This is a genomic window from Blastococcus litoris, assembly GCF_003075095.1.
Taxonomy (GTDB): Bacteria; Actinomycetota; Actinomycetes; order Mycobacteriales; family Geodermatophilaceae; genus Blastococcus_B; species Blastococcus_B litoris.
Map to the genome: position 1 here is coordinate 95,967 of NZ_QCZF01000003.1, position 21,319 is coordinate 117,285.

General features: G+C 75.0%; 25 protein-coding genes. 9 read left to right on the top strand and 16 right to left on the bottom strand.

All coding sequences use genetic code 11. The annotated features are described in order from the left end of the window. Positions 1-69 precede the first annotated feature (69 nt). Positions 70-1,764 (top strand): phosphoenolpyruvate--protein phosphotransferase, encoded by a 1,695-nt coding sequence (locus DCS98_RS07540; protein ID WP_116450777.1) that lies wholly within the window; start codon positions 70-72, stop codon positions 1,762-1,764. Between the two features lie 134 nt (positions 1,765-1,898). Continuing rightward, positions 1,899-2,033 carry a hypothetical protein gene (locus DCS98_RS23880; RefSeq protein WP_254920418.1) on the top strand — a complete coding sequence of 45 codons (135 nt, stop codon included), beginning with the start codon at positions 1,899-1,901 and terminating at the stop codon, positions 2,031-2,033. 84 nt (positions 2,034-2,117) lie between these two features. Here DCS98_RS23880 and DCS98_RS07545 read toward each other — a convergent pair whose 3' ends face one another. After that, positions 2,118-2,720, bottom strand: coding sequence for a DUF4396 domain-containing protein (locus DCS98_RS07545; RefSeq protein ID WP_476727142.1), 603 nt, complete (start codon positions 2,718-2,720; stop codon positions 2,118-2,120). A 144-nt stretch (positions 2,721-2,864) separates the two neighbouring features. Between DCS98_RS07545 and DCS98_RS07550 the strand changes: the two genes are divergently transcribed. Further along, a complete protein-coding gene (locus DCS98_RS07550; RefSeq protein WP_116450779.1) occupies positions 2,865-4,925 on the top strand; it encodes a diguanylate cyclase domain-containing protein in 2,061 nt (686 codons plus the stop codon). Between the two features lie 4 nt (positions 4,926-4,929). On the opposite strand, the gene DCS98_RS07555 is transcribed toward DCS98_RS07550, so the two are convergent. The 12 genes from DCS98_RS07555 to DCS98_RS07600 all read right to left on the bottom strand — a co-directional run bounded on the left by DCS98_RS07555 (position 4,930) and on the right by DCS98_RS07600 (position 13,568). Continuing rightward, on the bottom strand, positions 4,930-5,763 hold the full coding sequence (locus DCS98_RS07555) for a tyrosine-protein phosphatase (RefSeq protein WP_116450780.1): 834 nt from the start codon (positions 5,761-5,763) through the stop codon (positions 4,930-4,932). A 51-nt stretch (positions 5,764-5,814) separates the two neighbouring features. Then, positions 5,815-6,678 carry a 3-methyladenine DNA glycosylase gene (locus tag DCS98_RS07560; RefSeq protein ID WP_116450781.1) on the bottom strand — a complete coding sequence of 288 codons (864 nt, stop codon included), beginning with the start codon at positions 6,676-6,678 and terminating at the stop codon, positions 5,815-5,817. 73 nt (positions 6,679-6,751) lie between these two features. Next, positions 6,752-6,919, bottom strand: a complete 168-nt coding sequence (locus DCS98_RS22900; protein WP_164704449.1) for a hypothetical protein — start codon at positions 6,917-6,919, stop codon at positions 6,752-6,754. Then, the gene (locus DCS98_RS07565; RefSeq protein ID WP_116450782.1) at positions 6,916-7,176 is read right to left on the bottom strand and encodes a hypothetical protein; all 261 of its coding nucleotides are present in this window, start codon (positions 7,174-7,176) and stop codon (positions 6,916-6,918) included. The genes DCS98_RS22900 and DCS98_RS07565 overlap by 4 nt, the downstream gene beginning before the upstream one ends. A 115-nt stretch (positions 7,177-7,291) precedes the next feature. Continuing rightward, entirely contained in the window at positions 7,292-9,136 is a 1,845-nt protein-coding gene (locus DCS98_RS07570; protein WP_116450783.1) for an acyl-CoA dehydrogenase, read from the bottom strand. A 133-nt stretch (positions 9,137-9,269) separates the two neighbouring features. After that, positions 9,270-9,647, bottom strand: coding sequence for a LapA family protein (locus DCS98_RS07575; RefSeq protein WP_116450784.1), 378 nt, complete (start codon positions 9,645-9,647; stop codon positions 9,270-9,272). Between the two features lie 36 nt (positions 9,648-9,683). Beyond that, a complete protein-coding gene (locus tag DCS98_RS22905) occupies positions 9,684-9,854 on the bottom strand; it encodes a hypothetical protein (RefSeq protein WP_164704450.1) in 171 nt (56 codons plus the stop codon). 92 nt (positions 9,855-9,946) lie between these two features. Next, a complete protein-coding gene (locus DCS98_RS07580; RefSeq protein ID WP_116450785.1) occupies positions 9,947-10,372 on the bottom strand; it encodes a hypothetical protein in 426 nt (141 codons plus the stop codon). A 36-nt stretch (positions 10,373-10,408) separates the two neighbouring features. Next, entirely contained in the window at positions 10,409-11,053 is a 645-nt protein-coding gene (locus tag DCS98_RS07585; RefSeq protein ID WP_116450786.1) for a TetR/AcrR family transcriptional regulator, read from the bottom strand. Positions 11,054-11,208: 155 nt separating this feature from the next. Next, entirely contained in the window at positions 11,209-11,346 is a 138-nt protein-coding gene (locus DCS98_RS07590; protein ID WP_164704451.1) for a hypothetical protein, read from the bottom strand. Between the two features lie 94 nt (positions 11,347-11,440). Continuing rightward, on the bottom strand, positions 11,441-12,376 hold the full coding sequence (locus DCS98_RS07595; protein ID WP_116450788.1) for a metal ABC transporter solute-binding protein, Zn/Mn family: 936 nt from the start codon (positions 12,374-12,376) through the stop codon (positions 11,441-11,443). Positions 12,377-12,443: 67 nt separating this feature from the next. Then, positions 12,444-13,568, bottom strand: coding sequence for a TIGR03617 family F420-dependent LLM class oxidoreductase (locus DCS98_RS07600; protein ID WP_116450789.1), 1,125 nt, complete (start codon positions 13,566-13,568; stop codon positions 12,444-12,446). Here DCS98_RS07600 and DCS98_RS07605 point away from each other — a divergent pair. Further along, complete coding sequence (locus DCS98_RS07605) at positions 13,567-14,376, top strand: TIGR03084 family metal-binding protein (protein ID WP_116450790.1); 810 nt, start codon at positions 13,567-13,569, stop codon at positions 14,374-14,376. The two genes, DCS98_RS07600 and DCS98_RS07605, sit on opposite strands and share 2 nt — an antisense overlap. Then, positions 14,373-15,530, top strand: coding sequence for an acyl-CoA dehydrogenase family protein (locus DCS98_RS07610; RefSeq protein WP_206340150.1), 1,158 nt, complete (start codon positions 14,373-14,375; stop codon positions 15,528-15,530). The genes DCS98_RS07605 and DCS98_RS07610 overlap by 4 nt, the downstream gene beginning before the upstream one ends. On the opposite strand, the gene DCS98_RS22910 is transcribed toward DCS98_RS07610, so the two are convergent. Further along, complete coding sequence (locus DCS98_RS22910) at positions 15,524-15,679, bottom strand: hypothetical protein (RefSeq protein WP_164704452.1); 156 nt, start codon at positions 15,677-15,679, stop codon at positions 15,524-15,526. The two genes, DCS98_RS07610 and DCS98_RS22910, sit on opposite strands and share 7 nt — an antisense overlap. A 65-nt stretch (positions 15,680-15,744) precedes the next feature. Beyond that, complete coding sequence (locus tag DCS98_RS07615; RefSeq protein WP_116450791.1) at positions 15,745-16,668, bottom strand: ribokinase; 924 nt, start codon at positions 16,666-16,668, stop codon at positions 15,745-15,747. Between the two features lie 81 nt (positions 16,669-16,749). Here DCS98_RS07615 and DCS98_RS07620 point away from each other — a divergent pair, with 81 nt between their 5' ends. The 4 genes from DCS98_RS07620 (at position 16,750) to DCS98_RS07635 (ending at position 19,609) form a co-directional block, all read left to right on the top strand. Further along, positions 16,750-17,091: a DUF3140 domain-containing protein gene (locus DCS98_RS07620; RefSeq protein WP_116450792.1), complete on the top strand. Its 342-nt coding sequence runs from the start codon at positions 16,750-16,752 to the stop codon at positions 17,089-17,091. Between the two features lie 9 nt (positions 17,092-17,100). Further along, the gene (locus DCS98_RS07625) at positions 17,101-17,793 is read left to right on the top strand and encodes a methyltransferase domain-containing protein (protein WP_116450793.1); all 693 of its coding nucleotides are present in this window, start codon (positions 17,101-17,103) and stop codon (positions 17,791-17,793) included. A 64-nt stretch (positions 17,794-17,857) separates the two neighbouring features. Then, the gene (locus tag DCS98_RS07630; protein ID WP_116450794.1) at positions 17,858-18,886 is read left to right on the top strand and encodes a type III polyketide synthase; all 1,029 of its coding nucleotides are present in this window, start codon (positions 17,858-17,860) and stop codon (positions 18,884-18,886) included. A 66-nt stretch (positions 18,887-18,952) separates the two neighbouring features. Next, a complete protein-coding gene (locus DCS98_RS07635) occupies positions 18,953-19,609 on the top strand; it encodes a response regulator (RefSeq protein ID WP_206340151.1) in 657 nt (218 codons plus the stop codon). A gap of 2 nt (positions 19,610-19,611) precedes the next feature. Here the strand turns inward: DCS98_RS07635 and DCS98_RS07640 are convergent, their stop codons facing one another. Next, entirely contained in the window at positions 19,612-21,297 is a 1,686-nt protein-coding gene (locus tag DCS98_RS07640) for a sensor histidine kinase (RefSeq protein WP_241037336.1), read from the bottom strand. Positions 21,298-21,319: the final 22 nt, after the last annotated feature.

Below are 21,319 nucleotides of genomic sequence, written 5' to 3' on the forward strand. Positions count from 1 at the left end.
TTGACAAGTCAACACTTTCTCGTGACCCTGGTCACCGAACGGTCCACCTTCTCCCGTGCGAGGTCCTCCATGTCGACCACCGACTCGTCGCCCCCGGCCACCGGCTCCGCCGTCCTCACCGGTACGCCGGTGGTCCCCGGCGCCGCCGTCGGTCCCGTCGTGCGACCGGCCGGAGCCGTGCAGCTGCCCGATGGGCGGCCGGCGACCGTGCCGGAGGCCGGCCGGGCGGCCGAGAAGGACCGCTTCGGCGCCGCTGCCGAGCGGGTGGCCGAGCGGCTCACCGCCCGGGCCGCGGCCGCCACCGGCGTCAGCGCCGAGGTCCTCAGCACCACCGCCGGCATCGCCCGCGACCGGGCACTGCGCACCACCGCCGAGCAGCGGATCGACGAGGGCGTGCCGGCGGCGGTGGCCGCCGTCACGGCGGCCCAGCAGTTCATGGACATGTTCGCGTCGCTGGGTGGTCTCATGGCCGAGCGCGTGCCGGACGTCCGCGACGTGCGCGACCGCATCGTCGCCGAGCTGACCGGTCAGGGAGAGCCGGGTGTGCCCGCTCCCGACCAGCCCTCGGTCCTGCTCGCCGACGACCTGGCGCCGGCCGACACCGCCGGGCTCGATCCCTCCCGGATCCTCGCGCTGGCCACCCGGCTGGGCGGTACGACCAGCCACACGGCGATCATCGCCCGCCAGCTCGGCCTGCCCTGCGTCGTCGGGGTCGGCGGTCTCGACCAGGTCCCTGCCGGCGCGACCGTCCTCGTCGACGGCGAGCAGGGCACCGTCACCGTCGACCCCGACGCCGACGAGGCGCGGTCCCGGGTCGAGGGCGCCCGCCGGGCCGCCGAGGCGCTGGCCTCCTACGCGGGCCCCGGGCGCACCCGAGACGGTTCCGTCGTCCAGATCCTGGCCAACGTCCAGGACGGCGCCGGAGCGCGCGCCGCGGCGATCGCGTACGCGGAGGGAGTCGGGCTCTTCCGCACCGAGCTGGCCTTCCTGGGCCGCGCGCAGGAGCCGTCCGTCGAGGAGCAGGCGGCCGGCTACGCCGAGGTGCTGGCGGCGTTCCCGGGGCGGAAGGTCGTCGTCCGGACCCTGGACGCCGGCTCGGACAAGCCGCTGGCCTTCGCCACCCCGCCGGACGAGGCGAACCCGGCGCTGGGGGTCCGCGGGCTCCGGGTGGCCCGGCGCGATCCCGGCCTGCTCGAGCGACAGCTCGACGCCGTGGCCGAGGCGGCCGCCCGCACCGGCTCCACGCCGTGGGTGATGGCGCCGATGGTGGCGACGGTGCCGGAAGCGGCGGGCTTCGCCGCCGCGGTGCGCGCCCGCGGGCTGGTCCCCGGCGTGATGGTCGAGGTGCCCTCGGCGGCGCTGCACGCCGAGCGGCTGCTCGCCCACGTGGACTTCCTCTCCATCGGGACCAACGACCTCTCCCAGTACGCCCTGGCCGCCGACCGGCTGTCCGCGGACCTCGCCGAGCTCACCGATCCCTGGCAGCCGGCCCTGCTGGAGCTCGTGGCGATCACCGCGGCGGCGGGCAGGCGCGCGGGCAAGCCCGTCGGGGTCTGCGGTGAGGCCGCGGCCGATCCGCTGCTCGGCTGCGTGCTCGTCGGGCTGGGCATCACCTCGCTGTCGTGCGCCACCTCGGCGGTCGCCCGTGTCGGCGCCCGCCTGGCCACCGTGGATCTCGAGGCCTGCGAGCGCGCGGCTGCGGCGGCGCTGGCCACCGACGGACCGCAGGCGGCCCGAGCGGCGGCCCGGGCACTGCTCGGGTGACCACTCTCACCCCTTTGGGTGAGAGAACTTCGGCATGGCTTCAGTTCTGCCTGCGATTCGTCGGAATAGAGTGGTGTCAGCCTGCATTGCTAAGGGTGCAGGCGATCTACTTCGATGAAAGAGGCGACACCACGATGAGCAGCGTCACGACCCGTTGGCAGCAGCGTCGGCAGGCCGCGCGTACCCGGCGGGCCCTGAACCAGGCTCTCGCCCGTACGAGCAGCCCGGCCATGCGCGACGAGCTCCTCACCCTCGCCAACAGCCGCTGAGGCAAGTCGGCGCCGCCCGCGTGCGGCGCCACGACGGCACGACCCCGACCTCCCGTGGAGGCCGGGGTCGTCTGCTGTCCGGGGTCAGTGCATCGCGTGGACGACGGCGTGGCCCCTGCCCCGGCTCACCAGGGCCCGGTTGATCGGCAGGGTGACCACGAACGCGACGGCCAGCGCGACGGTCAGCGAGCCCCAGAAGAGCGCGCTGGCGAGGCCGGCCTCCATGGCGCCGGGCACCCCGAGCACCACCGCGTTGTCCACGATCTCCATGACGAGGATGGAGACCGTGTCCGCGGCCAGTGCGACCCGGACCGCCGCACGGAAGGACAGGCCCGAGCGCAGCACGCCGCGCATCGTCAGCGCGTAGCCGAACACGAACGCGAGGACGACCGCCAGGGCCACGGTCGTGACGTCCCCCAGGCCCAGCCAGGTGCCGATCACCATGCCGAGCACCTCGCCGATGGCGCAGCCGGTCAGGCAGTGCAGCGTCGCCTGCCGGGCGGTCGCCCATGAGACTCGTTGCGGTCTGCTGTCATGCTGTCGCTGTGGGTGTACGGCACCGTGCTGCATGGGAACCTCCTCCGGTCCGGGGTACCCCCCTGGGGTATGCACAACCTCTCTACTCCGGCCGGACGGGCAGCGCAAGCCCCGCCTGCGCTCCCGTGCCCGCCCTGCCCGTCCCCCCATGGGGTCAGCGTCGTTCAGGTTCGAGCCGGGACGTGCCGTTCCTCCTCCCGTGCAGCCCGCAGGGATCCCGCCCGTGACCGGCGCCACCGCCGGACGGCGGCAGGCCCCGGCGCCCGCGGCTGCCCGGCACCGGGACGGTGACCGGTGAGCGCCCCCTCCGGTGAGGCACGCGAGACCTCCGGCGCCACCACCGGCGGGCTGCTCCGGTACCTGCGGGCGACCGCCGGCGAGGACGTCGTCCGCCAGGTCCTGGAGCACTCCGGCCTGCCCTGGACCTACGAGCAGCTCGACGACCAGTCCCTCTGGTGGAGCTACGACACCCGCATCCGGCTGTTCACCTCGGCGACGGAGGTCGTCGGTGACCCGGAGCTGATGTACAAGGTGGGTGCCTACGCCCTGCAGTCGGGGCTGGCGCACTCCATCGTGATCCTCCTGCGTGCCATGGGCACCCCGCGCCAGGTCATCAAGCAGCTGCCGCGTGCCGTCGCGAAGTTCAGCACCACGTCCACGATGCAGATCGTCGACACGACCGCGACCTCGGCGACCATCCGCTACACCCTGCACCCCGGCTTCCGGCACTCGCGCCTGGACTGCATCTACGCCCAGGGCCTGTTCAGCGTCGTCCCCGAGGTCTTCGGCCTGCCCCCGGCCCGCATCGAGCACGACGAGTGCGAGTCCGACGGCCACGACGCCTGCGTCTACCGCGTGACCTGGGACCGCCGCCGTCGGCTGGGCCGCCGCCGCAAGGACGCCGAGGCCGTCAGCCCGGAGCTTTTCGCGCTGCGCGGTCAGCTCCGGATCCTCCAGACCGCATCGACCGAGCTGGTCGGCAGCGACGACGTCGACACCGCGCTCCAGCGGATCGTCGCCCGTGCCGCCGAGGCGGTCCTGGCGCCGGCGTACCTGCTCGCCGTCCGCGCTCCCGGCGGTGGCGAGCCGCTCGTGCACAGCGCCGGGCTGCCCCCCGCGGACGTCCCGGCAATGGCCGACACCCTCCTCGAGGGCGGGGACCTGGGGCCCGGCGCCGTCGTCGTCGACGTCGCCTCGGCCCGCCGCTCGCACGGCCGGCTGGCGGCGATCTACCCCAGCGGCGACGGAACCATGGGGGACGAGGGCGCGATGCTGGCCGCCTACGCGGGCCACGCCGCCGCCGCCCTGGACCTGATCATCGCGCTGGAGGACGCCCGGCAGGAGGCCGACCGCGCCGGCGCCCTGCTCTCCCTGGCCCACGCCCTGGCGGCGACGACCGACGCCGCCGCGGTCACCGACGTGGTGAGCGGGGCCCTGCCGCGCATCGTCGGCTGCACGAGCGCCGGCATCCTGCTCTGGGACCCGGCGACCGGTTCCCTGCACTCCCAGTCCTCGGTCGGGCTCTCCCACGGCGGGTCGGACGTGCTGCGGACGACGACGCTGCGCGCCGAGGAGCTGCCCGAGCTGGTCGGCATGCTGACCGACCGCGCCCCTCGCATCATCAGCGCCGAGACCAGCAGCGCCCCGCTGCGCCGGCTGCTCGAGGGCACCGGCACCGTCGACGTCGTCGCCGTGCCCCTGCTGGCCGGCTCCACGTTCCTGGGTGTCGCCACGGCCGGCTGGCGGCGCGGCGAGGCACCGACCCAGCTCGACGGCGACGTCCTCGCCCGGCTGCGCGGCGTCGGCGACCAGGCGACCAGCGCCCTGCAGAAGGCGCGGCTCCTGGCGACGGTCCAGCACCAGGCCACCCACGACGCGCTCACGGGCCTGCCCAACCGGGTGCTCTTCCTCGACCGGCTGCAGGCGCAGCTGCCCGATGCCCGTGCCGGCGCCCACCTCGGCGTCCTGTTCTGCGACCTCGACGGCTTCAAGCAGGTGAACGACACCCTCGGTCACGCGGCCGGCGACGAGCTCCTGCGCCAGGTGGCCGCACGGCTGCGGGCGGCCGTCCGCCCCGGTGACACGGTCGGCCGGCTCAGCGGGGACGAGTTCGCGATCGTCCTGCCCGGGCTGGTCGACCCGGCCGACGCGCACGGGCTGGCCGATCGGGTCACCGGCTGCTTCGTCGAGTCCTTCCGGCTGGAGGGCACCGACGTCGCGGTCGGGACGAGCGTGGGCGTCGCCGTGCACGGTGGCGACGGCGACCGCACCGCCGACCAGCTGCTGCGCGAGGCCGACGCGGCCATGTACCGGCACAAGCAGCGCACCCGGCCCGGGGCGCGCACCGCCCGCTGACGGGTCAGGAGCGCAGCCGGGCCCTCAGCGCCGCCTGCTCGTCCGCACCGAAGCCGTGCGCCTCGAGCCAGCCCCGTGCGCCACCGTGCCGCTCGTCGAGCAGCGTCAGCACGCGGTCCATGGTCTCCGCGCGCGGCGTGTGGACGGCGATGTCGCGGGTGACCATGTCCTCGGCGTAGGTCGGTGAGGCGGCCAGCCGCGCGACCACGCCCTCGATGACGTCGGCGGTCATGGCGTAGTCGGCCACGATCTCCTCGTGCGGGACCCCCGCCACGGCCAGGGAGAGCGCGCAGACCACTCCGGTCCGGTCCTTGCCCGCCGCGCAGTGCACGACCGAGGCGCCCGGTCCGGCCTGCGCCAGCGCCCGCAGCGCGGCGACGACGTTGTCGCCCCGCTGGCCCAGGTAGCCAAGGTAGGAGCGGACCGCGGGCGGCTCGCCCTCGTCGTGCGCGGCCACCTGGCGGGGGAGCAGCGACTCCATCCAGCCGGCCGGCAGGTCCAGCTCGGGGTCGTCCTCCTCCACCGCGAACACGTCGGTGTGGTGGCCGCGCTCGGGCAGCAGCGTGAAGTGGCGGTGCGAGACCTGGGGGACGTCGCGCAGCGGACCCCGCCCCTCGAGCAGGATCTCCGCCGTCGTGCGCAGGTCGACCACCTGCCGCAGGTCCAGCTCGCCCACCAGTCGCCGGACGTCGTCCTGGGTGAGGGTCTGCAGGTTGTCGCTGCGCAGGATCCGGCCGGGCACCGTGCGGCCGCCGTCGCTGGTCGGCAGGCCGCCCAGGTCACGGGTGTTCGCGGTCCCGTCGAGCCGCACCCAGCGGCCGGTCTGCGTCGAGGTCACCCGACGACGGTACGACGTCCCCGTGACGGGCCGGCGACCGGAGGACGACGGTCAGGCGGCCGCCAGGAGCCGGTCGCAGAGCTCGATCAACCGCGCGCGCAGGACGGCGCCGCGCTCGGCGAACCCGCGCTGGGCGGCGACGTAGGCCGCCTTGCCCTCGGGCGTCTCGATCGGCACCGGCTCGTAGCCGTGGGCGCGCAGGTCGTACGGCGACGCCCGCATGTCGAGCTCCCGGATCTCGACCGCCAGCTCGAAGCAGTCGGCCACCAGCTCGCCCGGCGTCGCCGGGCTCAGCTTGTAGGCCCACTTGTACAGGTCCATGCCGGCGTGCAGGCAGCCCGGCTGCTCCAGCTCCGGCTGGGTCTCGCGGGTCGGCTGCAGCCGGTTGCGGCCGACGGCGGCCGGCGTGAAGAAGCGGAAGGCGTCGAAGTGGCTGCAGCGGACCGGGTGCGCCTCGACGACGGCGTCGGTGCCCGCCTGGCCGAGGCGGAGGGGGACCGGGTGCCGGGTACCGGTGTCGCGGTAGACCATCGCCCACTCGTGCAGGCCGAAGCAGCCGCTGAAGGCGGGGCGGGACGCGGTCGCCGCGAGCAGCCGGCGCACGAACCGGACGGTGTCCCCGCGCTCGGCCACGAAGGCGGCGACGTCCAGCCGCACCGTCCCGCCGTCGGTCGCGTACCAGCGCCACGCCGCGTGCGGGGCGGGAAGGGCCAGGGCGGCGTCCGGCCCGGGGTGCCAGCGGCGCAACCGGCCGGGCGTCTCGGAGTAGTAGGTGAAGAGGAAATCGAGGACCGGGTGGGCCTCGCCGCGGCGGCGGCGCTCCCGGTGCGGCCCGGCCCACCTGTCGATCCGCGCCTCGTGCTCGGCCGTCCGTGCCAGCCGCTCCTCGCGCGGCAGCACGGTCGCGGGCGGCACCGGTGCAGCCTATGCGGCCGCGTGCAGGGCACCGCCCCGACCGCGCGAGGGGTGGGGAGGACGGGGCCCTTCCTCAGTCCGGCTGGTTGCCGGGGCGGACCACGCCGTCGTCGGACTGCGCGTCGTCGTCGGTGGTGAGGGTCGCGTCCGCCTCGGGGGCGTCGCCGCCCTGGTCGTCGGCCACCGGGCCGTCCGTCGTGTCCGCGGACTCGCCGTAGCCGGTGGGGTCGGACTGGCTCATGCGCTGCTCCCGCCTGATCGCTGGGTCGGTTCGGAGACCTCGCCGGACGCGCCCCCGCCGGCCGCACGCGCGACGTCGCCGTCCGCGCGGGCGGGGAGGTCGTCGCCGTGGGAGGCGTCCCGCTCGATCGCCTCGTCGGCGGTGAGGGGGACGTCGTCGAAGCTGGAACCCGAGGTTCCCGACGAGCTGTTGTCGCCGGTGCCCGACGCCGTGGGGACGTCCTGCTGGATCCGGTCGCTGCCCGGTGGATCGGTCATGGCGGTCTCCTGTCCGGTCGTGGTTCCCGGACCCCATGCCCGCTGCCCGCGGCCGGAAACGACGGACGGCCGCCGTCCCGCGTGGGGTCGGCGGCCGTCCGGTCGGTCCCGAGGCCTAGAAGGCGGCCTCGTCGACCTCCATGAGCGCGTTGTCGGTGTTCTCGACGATGGTCCGGTCCGAGGTCAGGCGCGGCAGCACCTGCGAGGTGAAGAAGCGGGTGGCGGCCAGCTTGCCCTCGTAGAAGAACCGGTCCTTCTCGCCGACCTCGCCCGACAGCGCCGCGAGCGCCACCTCGGACTGGCGGACCAGCAGCCAGGCGGTGACGAGGTCGCCGACGGCCAGCAGCAGCCGGGAGGTGTTCTGGCCGACCTTGTACAGGCTCGACATGTCCTCCTGCGCGGCGGTCAGCTGGCCGAACATCGCGGTGAGCATGCCCTGGACGTCCTGGAGGGCGGTCGCCAGCAGCGCCCGCTCCTCCTTGAGCCGGCCGTTGCCGACCTCCGCGTCGATCGTGGCCTGGATCTGCGAGGCCAGCCAGGTCAGCGCGACGCCGCCGTCCTTGACGATCTTCCGGAAGAAGAAGTCCTGGCCCTGGATCGCCGTCGTGCCCTCGTAGAGGGTGTCGATCTTGGAGTCCCGGATGTACTGCTCGATCGGGTAGTCCTGCAGGAAGCCCGAGCCGCCGAGCGTCTGCAGCGACTCGGCGGTGAGCAGCTGGGTGGCGCGCTCGGAGCCGAAGCCCTTCACGATCGGCAGCAGCAGGTCGTTGACCTTGGCGGCCAGCACGGCCTGCTCGCTGTCCGCGGTGCCCGCGGCCTCGGCCTCGGTGACCTGGTCGCGGAAGCTCGCCGCGTACAGGTACAGCGCGCGCATGCCCTCGGCGTAGGACTTCTGCAGCATCAGCGAGCGGCGGACGTCGGGGTGGTGGGTGATCGTGACCCGCGGGGCGTCCTTCGACGTCGCGGTCAGGTCGGCGCCCTGGACGCGGCTCTTCGCGTAGTCGAGCGCGACCTGGTAGCCGGCCGACAGCGTGGCGATCGCCTTCGTGCCGACGAACATGCGGGCGTACTCGATGATCTTGAACATCTGGGCGATGCCGTCGTGCACCTCGCCGACCAGCCAGCCCTGCGCGGGCACGGGGCCGTCGCCGAACGTGACCTCGCAGGTCGTGGAGACCTTGAGGCCCATCTTCTTCTCGACGTTGGTGACGTAGGCGCCGTTGCGCTCGCCCAGCTCACCGGTCTCGAGGTCGACGTGGAACTTGGGGACGAGGAACAGCGACAGCCCCTTGGTGCCGGCCTTCGCGCCCTCCGGGCGGGCGAGGACCAGGTGGATGATGTTGTCGCTCAGGTCGTGCTCGGCGGAGGTGATGAACCGCTTCACGCCGGTGATGTGCCACGAGCCGTCGGCCTGCTGGACCGCCTTGGTGCGGCCGGCGCCCACGTCCGAGCCCGCGTCGGGCTCGGTGAGCACCATCGTGGCGCCCCAGCCCTTGTCGATCATGTGGTGGGCGAGCTTCTTCTGGTCCTCGGTGCCCAGGTCGTACAGGGTCTGCGCGAACGCGGGGCCCGAGCCGTACATGAAGACGGCGGGGTTGGCGCCGAGCACCATCTCGAAGGCCGCCCAGGTCAGCGCGGCGGGAGCGCCGAAGCCACCCATCTCCGGCGACAGGTCCAGCCGGTACCACTCGCCGGCGTTGAGCGCCTCGACGGACTTCTTGAACGACTCGGGGAGCGTCACCGAGTGCGTGCTCGGATCGAACACCGGCGGGTTCCGGTCGGCGTCGGTGAAGGACGCCGCGATCGGGCCCTCCGACAACTTGCGGATCTCGGCCAGCACACCGCGCGCGGTCTCGGCGTCCATCTGCTCGAACGGCCCGGTGCCGAACCGGTCCTTGGTGTCCAGGAACTCGAAGAGGTTGAACTCGAGGTCCCGCAGGTTGGCGGTGTAGTGCGTCATCGAACTGGGCTCCCGTGCTCCGTGCCGGTGGGCGGCGAGGTCCTACTCGCCAGTAACAAACGCTATTACTCACCGGTAGCAACGAGCAAGTGGCCCCGCCGTGACGCGCCCAGTCGGGGTGAGGTACGGCCGGTCAGCGGTTCTTCCGCCGCCCCCGCACGGTCAGGAGGGCGTTGAGGAGCCCGACCATCGCCGCGCCGAGGACCGCGGCGATCAGCAGTGCGACGACCAGGGGCGCGCGGACGTCGGTGAAGACCAGGCTGATGTCGACGGTCTGGGTGTTGAAGACGACGAACAGCACCAGGACGACGGTCACGAACACCAGCAGGGAGAGCGCGAGGGTCCGGCCGATCGTGCGGCCGGTGTGCCGCTGCGCCCCGCCGGTGGGCCGGGCCGGGCCGTCGGGGCCGGCCGAGGCGACCGGCGGCGGCGTGGAGCCCTGGCCGCCCGGGGAGCCGAGCGTGGGGTCGGTGCCGGGGGTGCCGGCGGGGCGGGGTTCGGGAGTGCTCACCCCCTGAGTGTGCTGCTCAGGGACGCGCGGCGCAGGTCAGCCCTGCGCGTCCGGCTCCGTGCCGGCCGGGGGGTAGCTCGGCCCGGCAGCTCCGCCGGCGGGCCGGTCCTCGCCGCCCTGCGACGCCTCGTCCCCGGGAGGTGCGGTGTCGGTGCCCAGCGGCTGCGCGTCGAGGTCGTCGTCCCGGGCCGGTGTCGGCATCGTCATGCGGTCGAGTCTGCATGATCACCGCCCGTCGGGCGCCCCGTGCGCGGCCCGTGAGAGGGCCTCCCGCGGCCGGTGATCATGGCGGCGCCCGGTCACTCGGACAGCGCAGGACCCGCCTCGTGGTTCGGGTGGCCGTGGGTCCGCTCGCCCTGCTTCATGCGGGCCTCGAAGACGTGCCGGTCGCCGCCGGCGAGCTCGTCCCGGGCGCGCTGGTCGAAGGCGCGGAACGTGGCCCAGTAGTTCTCGTCGAAGTCCTCGACGATCTGGAAGGTCCAGCGGTCGGCGATCACGTTGCGGCCCACGAGGTCGCGGTCGAGGTCGGCGGCCAGCTGCGTGGCTCCTGCCGTGCCGAGCACCTCGACAGCCTCCTGCAGGAGCCGGTCGGCCTTGCCGGTCAGCTGGTGGAAGCCGTAGAGCAGGCCGCGGGCCTGGTCGACGGTCTCGAGCGCCTCGGAGAGCTTGCCGAGGCCCTCGACGGTGGTGTCGTCGAGGTCGGGACGGGTCCGGTCGTCGGTCACCCGCTCATCGTGCGGGGGCCGCCGGCCGGCCGCAGGTCAGACCCGGCCCACCGCGATGTCGATGAGCCGCTCGGCCAGCGGGCGGCCGTGCGAGGCGGGGCCGTCGGGACCGAGCAGCCCCCCGGAGAGGTACATGCCGTCGATGATCAGGTGGATCTGCGCGGCGAGGTCCTCGCCGTTGCCCGGCGCGACCTGCTCGGCGAGGCGCTCGAGGCGCATGTGCATCTCGAACTTGTAGTCGGCGGCGGCGGACCGCGCCGGGTGCTGCGGGTCGTCGTACTCGCTGCTGACGTTGGTGAAGGGGCAACCGCGGAAGCCGGTGCGCGTCACGTCGCGCTCGACGGCGTCGACGACGGAGAGCAGGGCCGCGCGCGGGTCGCCCTCGAGCCGCACCAGCTCGGCGTCGATGAAGGCCAGCACGGTGGCGGCCTTGCGGGAGAGGTAGGCCCCGACCAGGTCGTCCTTGCTCTTGAAGAGCCGGTAGACCGTCATCTTGCCCAGCCCGGTCTCGCGGACCAGCTCGTCCATCCCGACGCTGCGCGAGCTGCGTCCGGCGAACAAGCGCTCGGCGGTGTCCAGGACGATCGCCTGCCGCTCGGCGCGGCTGCGGCGGACGGGGGCGCCGGGAGCACCGAGTGCGTCGGCGTAGGCGTCGGCTGCGAGGAGCGGGGCGGCGGTCACGCAGGGATGGTGCACCCACCGCGTGACGGAGCAGTTCGCGGCACGCCGTGGATGTAGCTCTGGGTAACCAGAGGTGGACGGGTTACCCGTGGCGACGGGGAGCGGTGTGGCTCGTGGTGCGACGGAGAGTCACCGCCGGGCAGGGTGCTCCGTGCTCAGTTGCGGCGGACGCGGCGGGGGTTGGCCAGCATGCGCGCGACCGTGACCGTGGCCGGCTCGGGGCTGCGGGAATCCTCGGTCTGGGCCTCGGGGGAGTCGTCGGAAACTCGTACGTCGCGCTGCGTGTCCTCCATGTGCCCGAGCGTGCCCCTGCGGCGCGGCAGGAGAAACCTCGGAGCGGCGTGATCCACCCCACGGGGCCTGAGATCTCGGTCACGTCCGCGCAGGTCAGCGGGCCGCGCCCAGCGCCTCGCCGAGGGCGGTGAGCTGGGCGAGCTGCCAATCGAGGAAGGGCTCGTCCTGGTCGGCGGGCGCCTCCGTCACCTCGACGACGGGCACCCCGGCGTCGTCGGCCGCCGAGCGCAGCGCCTCCGCCGCGTCCCCGCCGGTCTGCTCGTCGAGCACCAGCACGTCCACCGAGCCGTCGGCCAGCGCGGACTCGAAGGCGCTCAGGTCTCCTGGCGCGGGCTCCTCCCCGCGGGCAGCGCTGCGCCGGTAGCCCTCCGGCGTGGCGTCCACGAGGCCGAGGGCGTCGGCCATCCGGTCGAAGGCCGGCTCGGTCGCCGCGTACGTCCGGCCGCTGACCGTCGAGCCCAGCGCCAGGACGGCGTCCAGGTACTGCCGCAGCTCCGCCTGCCAGGTCGCCGCGTTCGCCTCGAACACGTCCGCGGCGTCGGGGGAGAGCTGCCCGAGCTCCTCGGCCAGCGCCGGCGCCAGCGCGTGCACCGCCGCGGGGGACGACCAGACGTGCGGGTCGCTCCCCGCCGGCTCGTCGAGGAGGTCGGTCACCGTCAGCACGGCCGGCTCGGGTTCCTGCGCCTCGGCAGCGTCCTCGGCCCACCGGTCGTAGCCCGCACCGTTGACCACCACCAGGTCGGCGTCGGCGAAGGCGGCCAGGTCTGCGGCGGTCGGATCGGCCTCGTGCGGATCGACGTCCCCGGACGCGAGCACCGTCGTCACGTTCGCGCAGTCACCGCCGACCCGCCGCACGACGTCACCCCACTGCCCGACCGAGACGACGACGTCGACGACCTCGCCGGTGCAGGTGTCGGGGTTGCCGCTCGCGACGGCGGCGGTGCTCTCGGGGGCGTCCTCGCCCCCGCACCCGGCCAGCAGCAGGGCCGAGAGCGCGAGCGGGACGAGGCTGGTGCGGAGGCGGGGCACGGGGGCGAACTCCTCGCTGGGTCGGGACGTCGGGGCCCAGCATGGCCGACGCCCCGCCGGAACCGCCTCAGCGGAACGAGGCGACCAGCGGGTCCCACAGGTCCAGCGGTGCGGGATAGGACGCGTAGACGCTGAACCGGTCCACCACGCCGTCGTAGCGGGCGCGCACCTGCGCGGCCACGTCGTCCGGCTCGGCGACGACGGCGAAGGCGGCGAGCACCTCGTCGTCGACCAGGTCGCGCATCGCCGTCCACTTGTCCTCCCGGCGCCCGACCGAGAGCGCGTGCAGCTCGTCGGCGAGGGACTCCCAGCCGTGCAGCTCGAGCACCGGGCGGTAGGCCGGGGTGCTGCCGTAGAAGGCGATGGTGGCCTTCACGGCCGCGGACGCCTCGGCCAGCTCCTGCTCGGACCGCCCCGAGACGACCAGGCCCGGCAGCGTGACGGCGACCTGCTCCCGGGTGCGGCCGGCGGCCGCCAGCCCTTCCTCGAGGGCGGGCAGCGTCCGCTCGCGCAGGTAGCGCTCGGTCGTGAAGCCGTGCACGAGCAACCCGTCGGCCACCTCACCGACGAGGCGGGTCATCGCCGGGCCGACCGCCGCGAGGAACACCGGCGGCGGCCCCCACGGGTGCGGGTCGGGCGCGAACATCGGCGTCATCAGGGTGTGCCGGTAGTGCTCGCCCTGGAAGCGCAGCGGCGTGCCGTCCTGCCAGGACGCCCAGATGGCCCGCAGCGCCGCGACGTACTCGCGCATCCGCGCCACCGGGGGGCTCCACGGCATCGAGAACCGGCGTTCGACGTGCGCCTTGATCTGCGTGCCGAGGCCCAGCACGAACCGGCCGCCGGTGTAGCGCTGCAGGTCGTGGGCGGTGGTGGCCAGCGTCATGGGCGACCGCGCGAAGGCCACGGCGATGGCGGTGCCGACCTGGAGCCGCTCGGTCGCCTGCCCGGCCGAGAGCAGCGGCAGGAACGGGTCGTGGTCGACCTCCGAGGCCCAGACGCCGGCGTAGCCGCGCGCCTCCAGGTCGCGGGCGGTGGCGGGGATGCCGTCGATCCCGGTGGACAGCAGGGCGGCGTCGAGGAGCACGGTGCCCGAGCCTGCCCGACCGCCCGGCCCGCTGGCCAGCGCGAGACCGCCGCCCGTACGGTCGGCGCGGGGTCCGGCACCGCCGCCGGCCGCGACGGAGGTGGGCATGAGCGAGCGCACCCGGCTGCTCGCCGGACTGCTGGACGACCTCGCCGCCGAGGGCGCGGCCCTCGACGCGGTGGTCGCCGACCTGGAGGACACCGCCTGGCTCCTCCCGACCCCCGCGGAGGGCTGGACGGTGGCGATGCAGATCGCCCACCTGGCCTGGACCGACGAGCAGGCGCTGCGGGCGGTCACCGAGCCGGAGGCGTTCGCCGCCGCCGCGGCCGGCAGCGCCCCCGAGCTGGCGGCGGCGGTGGACGCCGCGGCCGCCGAGGGGGCCGCCGTCGATCCGGCGCTGCTCGTGGAGCGCTGGCGGACGAGCCGCGCCGACCTGGCCCGCCGGCTCGCGTCGCTGCCCGAGGGGGCGAAGGTGCCCTGGTTCGGCCCGCCGATGAGCGCCCCGTCCCTCGCCACCGCCCGGCTGATGGAGACCTGGGCGCACGGCCTCGACGTCACCGACGCGCTCGGGCTGCCGCCGTCGGTCTCGCCGCGGCTGCGCGCGGTCGCCCACCTCGGGGTGCGCACCCGTGACTTCGCCTTCGCCCAGCGCGGCCTGCCCGCCCCGGCCGAGCCGTTCCGGGTCGAGCTGACCGCGCCCGACGGCGAGCTCTGGGTCTTCGGGCCCGAGGACGCCGCCCAGCGGGTCAGCGGCCCGGCCCTGGACTTCTGCCTGCGCGTCACCCGCCGCCGGCACCGCGCCGACCTGGCGCTCGAGGCCACCGGCGACGCCGCCGACCGCTGGCTCGACCTCGCCCAGGCGTTCGCCGGCCCGGCCGGCGCCGACCGCCCGTCAGCGACCGAGGAGGACGCATGACCCTGGACTTCGACGAGGGCGACGAGCTGCGGGCCCTCCGCTCGGCCGTCGCCGACCTCGGCTCCCGCTACGGGCAGGCGTACTTCCTGGAGCAGGCGCGCTCCGGCGGTCGCACCGACGCGCTGTGGGCGGAGGCCGGCAAGGCGGGCTTCCTCGGCGTCAACCTGCCGGAGGAGCACGGCGGTGGTGGGGGCGGGATGGTGGAGCTCTCGATCGTCCTCGAGGAGCTCGGCGCGGCCGGCTGCCCGCTGCTGATGATGGTCGTCTCACCCGCGATCTGCGGCACGGTCATCGGCCGGTTCGGCACCCCGGAGCAGAAGGACCGCTGGTTGCCGGGGCTGGCCGACGGCTCCACGACCATGGGCTTCGCCATCACCGAGCCGGACGCCGGCTCGAACTCCCACGAGATCACCACGGTCGCCCGGCGGGACGGCGACGGGTGGGTGCTGCGCGGGCAGAAGGTGTGGATCAGCGGCGTCGACCAGGCCGACGCGCTGCTCGTGGTCGGCCGGCTCGCCGACGGCCCGACGGGGACGCTCCGGCCCGCGCTGTTCGTCGTCCCCACCGACGCGCCCGGGCTGACCGCGTCGGCGATCCCGATGGAGATCGTCAGCCCCGAGCGCCAGTTCCAGGTGTTCCTCGACGACGTCCGGCTGCCCGACGACGCCCTCGTCGGGCATCCCGACCAGGGCATCGCCCAGCTGTTCGCCGGCCTCAACCCCGAGCGGGTCATGGCGGCCGCCTACTCGCTGGGCGTCGCCCGGCTGGCCATGCGCAAGGCGACGGAGTACGCCCGGGAGCGCCAGGTGTGGGGCACGCCGATCGGCGCCCACCAGGGGCTGGCGCACCCGCTCGCCGCGTGCCAGATCGAGATCGAGTGCGCCCGCCTCATGACGCAGAAGGCCGCCTGGCTGATCGACGCCGGCCAGGACGCCGGGCTCGCGGCCAACAGCGCCAAGTACGCCGCGGCGGAGGCCGCCGTGCACGCCGTCGACCAGGCGATCCAGACCCACGGCGGGAACGGCCTGTCGCAGGAGTACGGGGTCGCCGCGTTGCTGGCGATGTCGCGGGTCAGCCGGATCGCGCCGGTCAGCCGGGAGATGATCCTCAGCTTCGTCGCCCAGCACGACCTGCGGCTGCCGCGCTCCTACTGACCGGGGGTGTCGGCGCCCTCGCCCTGACCGGCGTCCTCCCCCTCGGCCGGCTCCTGCGGGTGCGGCGTGCGGCCACCGGTCTCGTCGTCGCCGGGCGGGTCGCCCTCGGCGCGCTCGGACGTGTGCGGCGTGCGGCCTGGCTCGGTCATGGCGGTCCTCCTCGATCCGTCGGCTGACCGGCCTGTGCCCCCGTCGTGGTCCGGGAAACCCCTGCTCAGCCGACCGCGGAGGCCGCGGGCGTCCGGGGCAGCAGGGCCTCCACCGCCGCCGCGTCCGGCAGCGCGCCGCGGGCCCCCGGGCCGGTCGTCGACAACGCGGCGGCGGTCACCGCCACGCGCACGGCGGCCGCGAGGTCGGTGTCGGTGGTCAGCGCCTGTGCCAGGGCGCCGCAGAAGCAGTCGCCCGCCCCGGTGGTGTCGACGGCGGTCACCGGCGGCGGCGCCTGCAGGACGGCCGGGCCCTCCGGCGGCACCACCAGCGCGCCGCGGGCGCCGAGGGTCACGACCACCGCGCACCGCGCGACGGAACGGGCCAGGGCCACCAGGTCGGCGGGGGAGCGCTCACCCGGCTGCGCGCCCGCCAGCTGGGCGAGTTCGTGCTCGTTGGGCACCAGCACGTCGACGTGCTCCAGCAGCCCGGGGGGTAGCGGCTGCGGGGGAGCGGGGGTGAGGACGACGGTGCCGGTGGCGGCCCGGGCGGCGGCCTCCACGGCCGCGAGGGGCACCTCGAGCTGGAGCAGCACCACCCGGGCCCGCCGGACCGGCTCGGCGTCGGCGTCCTCGGGGGTCAGCTCGGCGTTGGCGCCGGGGACGACGACGATCAGGTTCTCGCCGCTGCCCTCCTCCACGGGGATGGTCGCCGACCCGGTCGGCACGCCCGGGGTGCGGTGCACCCGGCTCACGTCGACGCGGGAGCCGGCCAGTGCCGCCAGCTGCCGGTCGCCGGCCGGGTCCTCGCCGACGCGGCCGACCATGTGCACGCCCGGCCCCAGCTCGCCGGCGGCCGCCGCCTGGTTGGCGCCCTTGCCGCCCGGGGCGAGGGCCGCGGAGCGACCGATCACCGTCTCGCCCCGGCCGGGGAGGCGGCCGACGGCGACGAGCACGTCCTCGTTGAGGCTGCCGACGACGGTGACGGACATGCGCGGACCTCCAGGTGTGCGGACGTCCAGCAGTACCAGACCGACGGTTTCCGCCCGCCCCCGGAGCGGTACCGCCGACCCATGGCGACCGACGACGCTGACCAGATCCGCCGCGAGTTCGGCGAGGCGGTGAACATGACCGCCGGTGAGCTGGAGAAGTGGCTCGGCACCGACGAGTCGCAGGAGGTCGGCCAGAAGAGCGGCGGCTCCGGCGAGTCCACCGGCCACGAGTCGGGACGGCGGATCGTCGAGCTGCTGCGCACGAAGAAGGACGACCTGACCGACGACGACCTGGCCCACATGCGGAAGGTCCACGGCTACGTGCAGCGCCACCTCGCGCAGCGGCCGACCTCCGAGGACGTCGAGGGCTCCCGCTGGCGGTACTCGCTCATGAACTGGGGGCACGACCCGCTGAAGCAGTAGGTTCGGCCGATGCGGCGCAACGACCCCGCGCAGTACGACCAGCTCGCGGACGAGTGGTGGCGGCACGACGGGGAGTTCGCCGCCCTGCACTGGCTGGCCGCCTCGCGCGCCGAGCACGTGCCGCCGGCCGCCTCCCCGGGCGCGGTGCTGGTCGACCTCGCGTGCGGCGGCGGGCTCATGGGCCCGCACGTCGCGGGGCTGGGCTACCGGCACGTGGGGGTGGACATCGGCGTCCGAGGGCTCGAGCTCGCCCGCCAGCACGGGCTGCTGCCGGTGCGCGGCTCGGTCCTCGCGGTGCCGCTCGCCGACGCGTGCGCCGACGTCGTCCTGGCCGGGGAGATCCTGGAGCACGTCGAGGACCACGCCGGTGTGCTCGCCGAGTGCGCGCGGCTGCTCCGGCCGGGCGGCACCCTGGTGCTCGACGCGCTGGCGTCGGGCTGGCTGTCGCGGCTGGTCAACGTCCACCTGCTGGAGCGGATGCCCGGAGGGCCGCCCCGGGGCCTGCACGACCCGGCGCTGTTCGTCGACCGCCGGCACCTGCTGGCGGCGGCCGACGAGGTGGGGCTCGACCTCGAGCTCGTCGGGCTGCGGCCGTCGATGCGGGAGGCGATCGCGTGGAGGTTCGGCCGCCGCCAGCTCGTCCGGATGAAGCCGATCCGCTCCACCGCCGTGGTGTTCGCCGGGTACGGGCGCAAGCGGTGAGTCGGCGAGCCGGTTGTGCGCCACGTACCGTCGGGTGCATGACGCCGAGCGCCCGGGAGTGCCTGTGAGCAGCGCGGTCGTGACCGGGCTGGGGTCCGCCCTGCCCGCCAGCTTCGACCAGGACGCCATCTGGGACGGCTTCTTCGCCCGGCACTACGAGGGGGTGCGCGCCGCGCGGCGGATCTTCCAGAGCGCCGGCGTGCGGCGGCGGCACGCGGTCGCCAGCCCGATGGACGAGGACCTGAGCCAGTGGGGGACCGGCGCCCGGATGGAGCGCTACGTCCAGGAGGCGCTCCCCCTGGGCAAGCAGGCGGTCGCCGGCGCCCTCGACTCCGCCGGGCTCGCGCCCGGTGATGTGGGCCTGTTCGCCGTCGCCACCTGCACCGGGTACGCCACTCCGGGCCTCGACATCCGGCTGGCCAGCGACCTCGGCATGCCCCTCGGGCTGCAGCGGCTCCTCGTCGGGCACATGGGCTGCTACGCCGCCATCCCCGGGCTCGCCGCGGTCAGCGACTTCGTGACGGCCCGGTCCCGTCCGGCCGTGCTGCTGTGCTGCGAGCTGACCAGCCTGCACGTGCAACCGGCGCAGCGGGACCTCGAGCAGGTGGTCGCCCACGCGCTGTTCTCGGACGCGGCCGCCGCCGTCGTGCTCGAGCCCGGCGCCGCGCGCGGCCGCCGGGTCGCCGGGATGGTGGCGCGGACCGACGCCTCGACCGCCGACCACATGACGTGGGACGTCACCGATCTCGGCTTCCGCATGGGGCTCTCCCCTCGCGTGCCCGACGTGCTCTCCCGTCACGTCGGCGGGGTGGTGGAGGAGCTGCTCACCGGTGCGGGGCTGCGGATGGAGGACGTCGCCGGGTGGGCGGTCCACCCGGGCGGGCCGCGCATCCTCGACGTCGTCCGGGACGAGCTCGGCCTGGCCGAGGAGCAGCTGGCCGCGTCGCGCCGGGTGCTCGCCGAGCACGGCAACTGCTCGTCGGCCACGGTGCTGCTCGTGCTCGAGGAGATGGCGGACGTCGACGGCCCGGTGGTGGTCATGGCGTTCGGGCCGGGTCTCACGCTGTACGCCGCGCTGCTGCTGCCGGCGTAGCCCCCGCTCCGGCTCCTGACGTCCTACGCTCGGTGAGCGTCGTCACGGAGCGTGGGGAGGTCGCCGGTGCAGCCACCGACCGCGCCGGTGCGCGTGTTCCTGGTCGACGACCACGAGGTGGTGCGACGGGGCGTGGCGGAGGTGCTCGAGGACGACCCGCTCATCACCGTGGCGGGGGAGGCCGGCACCGTCGCCGAGGCGCTGGCGCGGGTGCCGGCCGTCCGGCCGGACCTCGTCGTGGTCGACATGCGGCTCCCCGACGGTGACGGCGCGCAGCTGTGCCGCCGGCTGCGCGAACGGGTCCCGGGCCTGCGCTGCCTGGTGCTGACCAGCTTCTCCGACCAGGAGGCCCTGGACGCCGCCATGCGCGCCGGCGCCTCCGGCTTCCTCCTCAAGCAGATCCGCGGGCCGGCGTTGGTGTCCGCGGTGCACGCCGTCGCGGCCGGAGGGACGTCCTTCGAGGACGTCGCCCCCGCGGCGAGCCGGAGTCGCGGACCGGGGGCGGCCGGCGCCGACCGCCTCGGGTCGCTCACCGACCAGGAGCGCACCGTGCTCCGGCTGATCGGCGAAGGGCTCACCAACCGGCAGATCGGCGCCCGGATGGGGCTCGCCGAGAAGACGGTGAAGAACTACACCAGCCACCTGCTGGCCAAGCTGGGTCTCGAACGGCGGACCCAGGCCGCCATCCTCGCGACCGAGCTGCGCGATCGCGCCGGGGGCTGAGGTCAGCGGGGCATCGGCGCGGTCCAGCGGATCTCCGTCCCCGACGGCGAGGACGTGCACGTCAGCTCCCCGCCCCGCCGTTCCGCGCGGTCGGCCAGGTTGGCCAGCCCGCTGCGCACCGTGACCGGGGGGAGCCCCCGGCCGTCGTCGGTGACGACGACGCAGGCGGCGGTCCTGACCTCGACGGCCACCGTCACCCGGCGGGCCCGGGCGTGCCGGACGACGTTGGTGACCAGCTCGCGCACGACCGCCACCAGGTCGAGCAGCAGGTCGGGCGGCAGTTCCTCGTAGTCGCTGCGCAGCCGCAGGTCGGGGCGCACCTCGTGCCCGTCGGTGATGGAGCGGATGACGTCGGCCAGGCGCTGTCGGAACGCTGTCGTCGACGCGTCCTCCGCCTCGTGCAGGTCCCAGATGGACGTGCGGATCCGCTCGATCGTGCCGTGGAGGTCGTCCACCCGCTGCGAGAGCGCGGCGGACACGTCGCGCCGGTCGTTCTCCAGCGACCGGCCCAGCCGGTCCAGCGACAGCGCGGTGGCGAAGATGCGCTGGACGACGTGGTCGTGCAGGTCGCGGGCGATGCGGTCCCGGTCGGCCTGCAGCTGCAGCGACCGCGCGCGCTGCTGGGCGTGGGCCAGCTCGAGCACCACCGAGGCCTGCGCGGCGAACGCGGTGAGCAGGTCGAGCTCGTGCGGGAGGAACGCGGGGGCGCCGGCTGCGCGCAGGGTGACCAGCAGGCTCCGGCTGGACCCGGTCCCCAGCGGGACGACGAGGGCGGGGCCGTACCCGGCGGTGAGCTCGACGACCACGGCGGCCCGGGTGCCGACCAGGGGCATCGTCCCGATGTCGTCGACGAGCCGCGGCTCTCCCGCGGCCCGGGTCAGGTCCAGGGCGGTGCCGGCCAGGGGGACCCGCACGCCCTCGACGTCGTCGGCCGCGTGGCCGACGGCGGCGACGATGGTCATCGTGTCCGGGTCGTCCGTGCTGGGCGCGAGCACGCCGGCCATGTCGGCGTCGGTGAGGACCTCGACCTGGGTGGACACCGCCCGCAGGACGTCGTCCGGATCGGCACCCGAGAGCAGCGCGGTCGCCATCTCGGTCGCGGCCAGTCCCCACCGGCCGCGGCGCTCGGCCTGCTCGGCCAGCCGGGCGTTCTCGATCGCCATCCCCGCGACGGCGGCGAGGGCCTGCACCACCTCCGAGTCGGCGTCGGTGAACGGCCGGCCGGTGCGCTTCTCGGTGAGGTAGAGGTTGCCGAAGACGGAGGAGCCGACGCGCACCGGCACCCCGAGGAAGGACCGCATCGGCGGGTGCCCGGGCGGGAAGCCCCGGGAGGCGGGGTGCTCGCCGAGGTCGTCGAGGCGGAGGGGCACGGGCTCGGCGACGAGCAGGCCGAGGATGCCCTCGCCCTCGGGCAGCCGGCCGATGCGGGCGGAGTCGTCGTCGTCCATCCCGACGACGACGAACCGGTCCAGCCGCAGGCCGTCCGGGGTCAGCACCCCCAGGGCGCCGTACGACGCGTCCACGTGGTGCACCGCCGCCTGCACGATGTCACGCAGCGTCGCCTCGAGCGTGCTGCCCGACGCGGCCGCGCGCAGGGCAGCCGTGAGGACCGGCACGACGCGGTGGTCGCCCTCGGACGACGGGGCAGGGTCGTCCGGCGACGGGACCAGGGGATCGGGCGGGGGCACGGCCCGAACGTAGGAGCCCTGG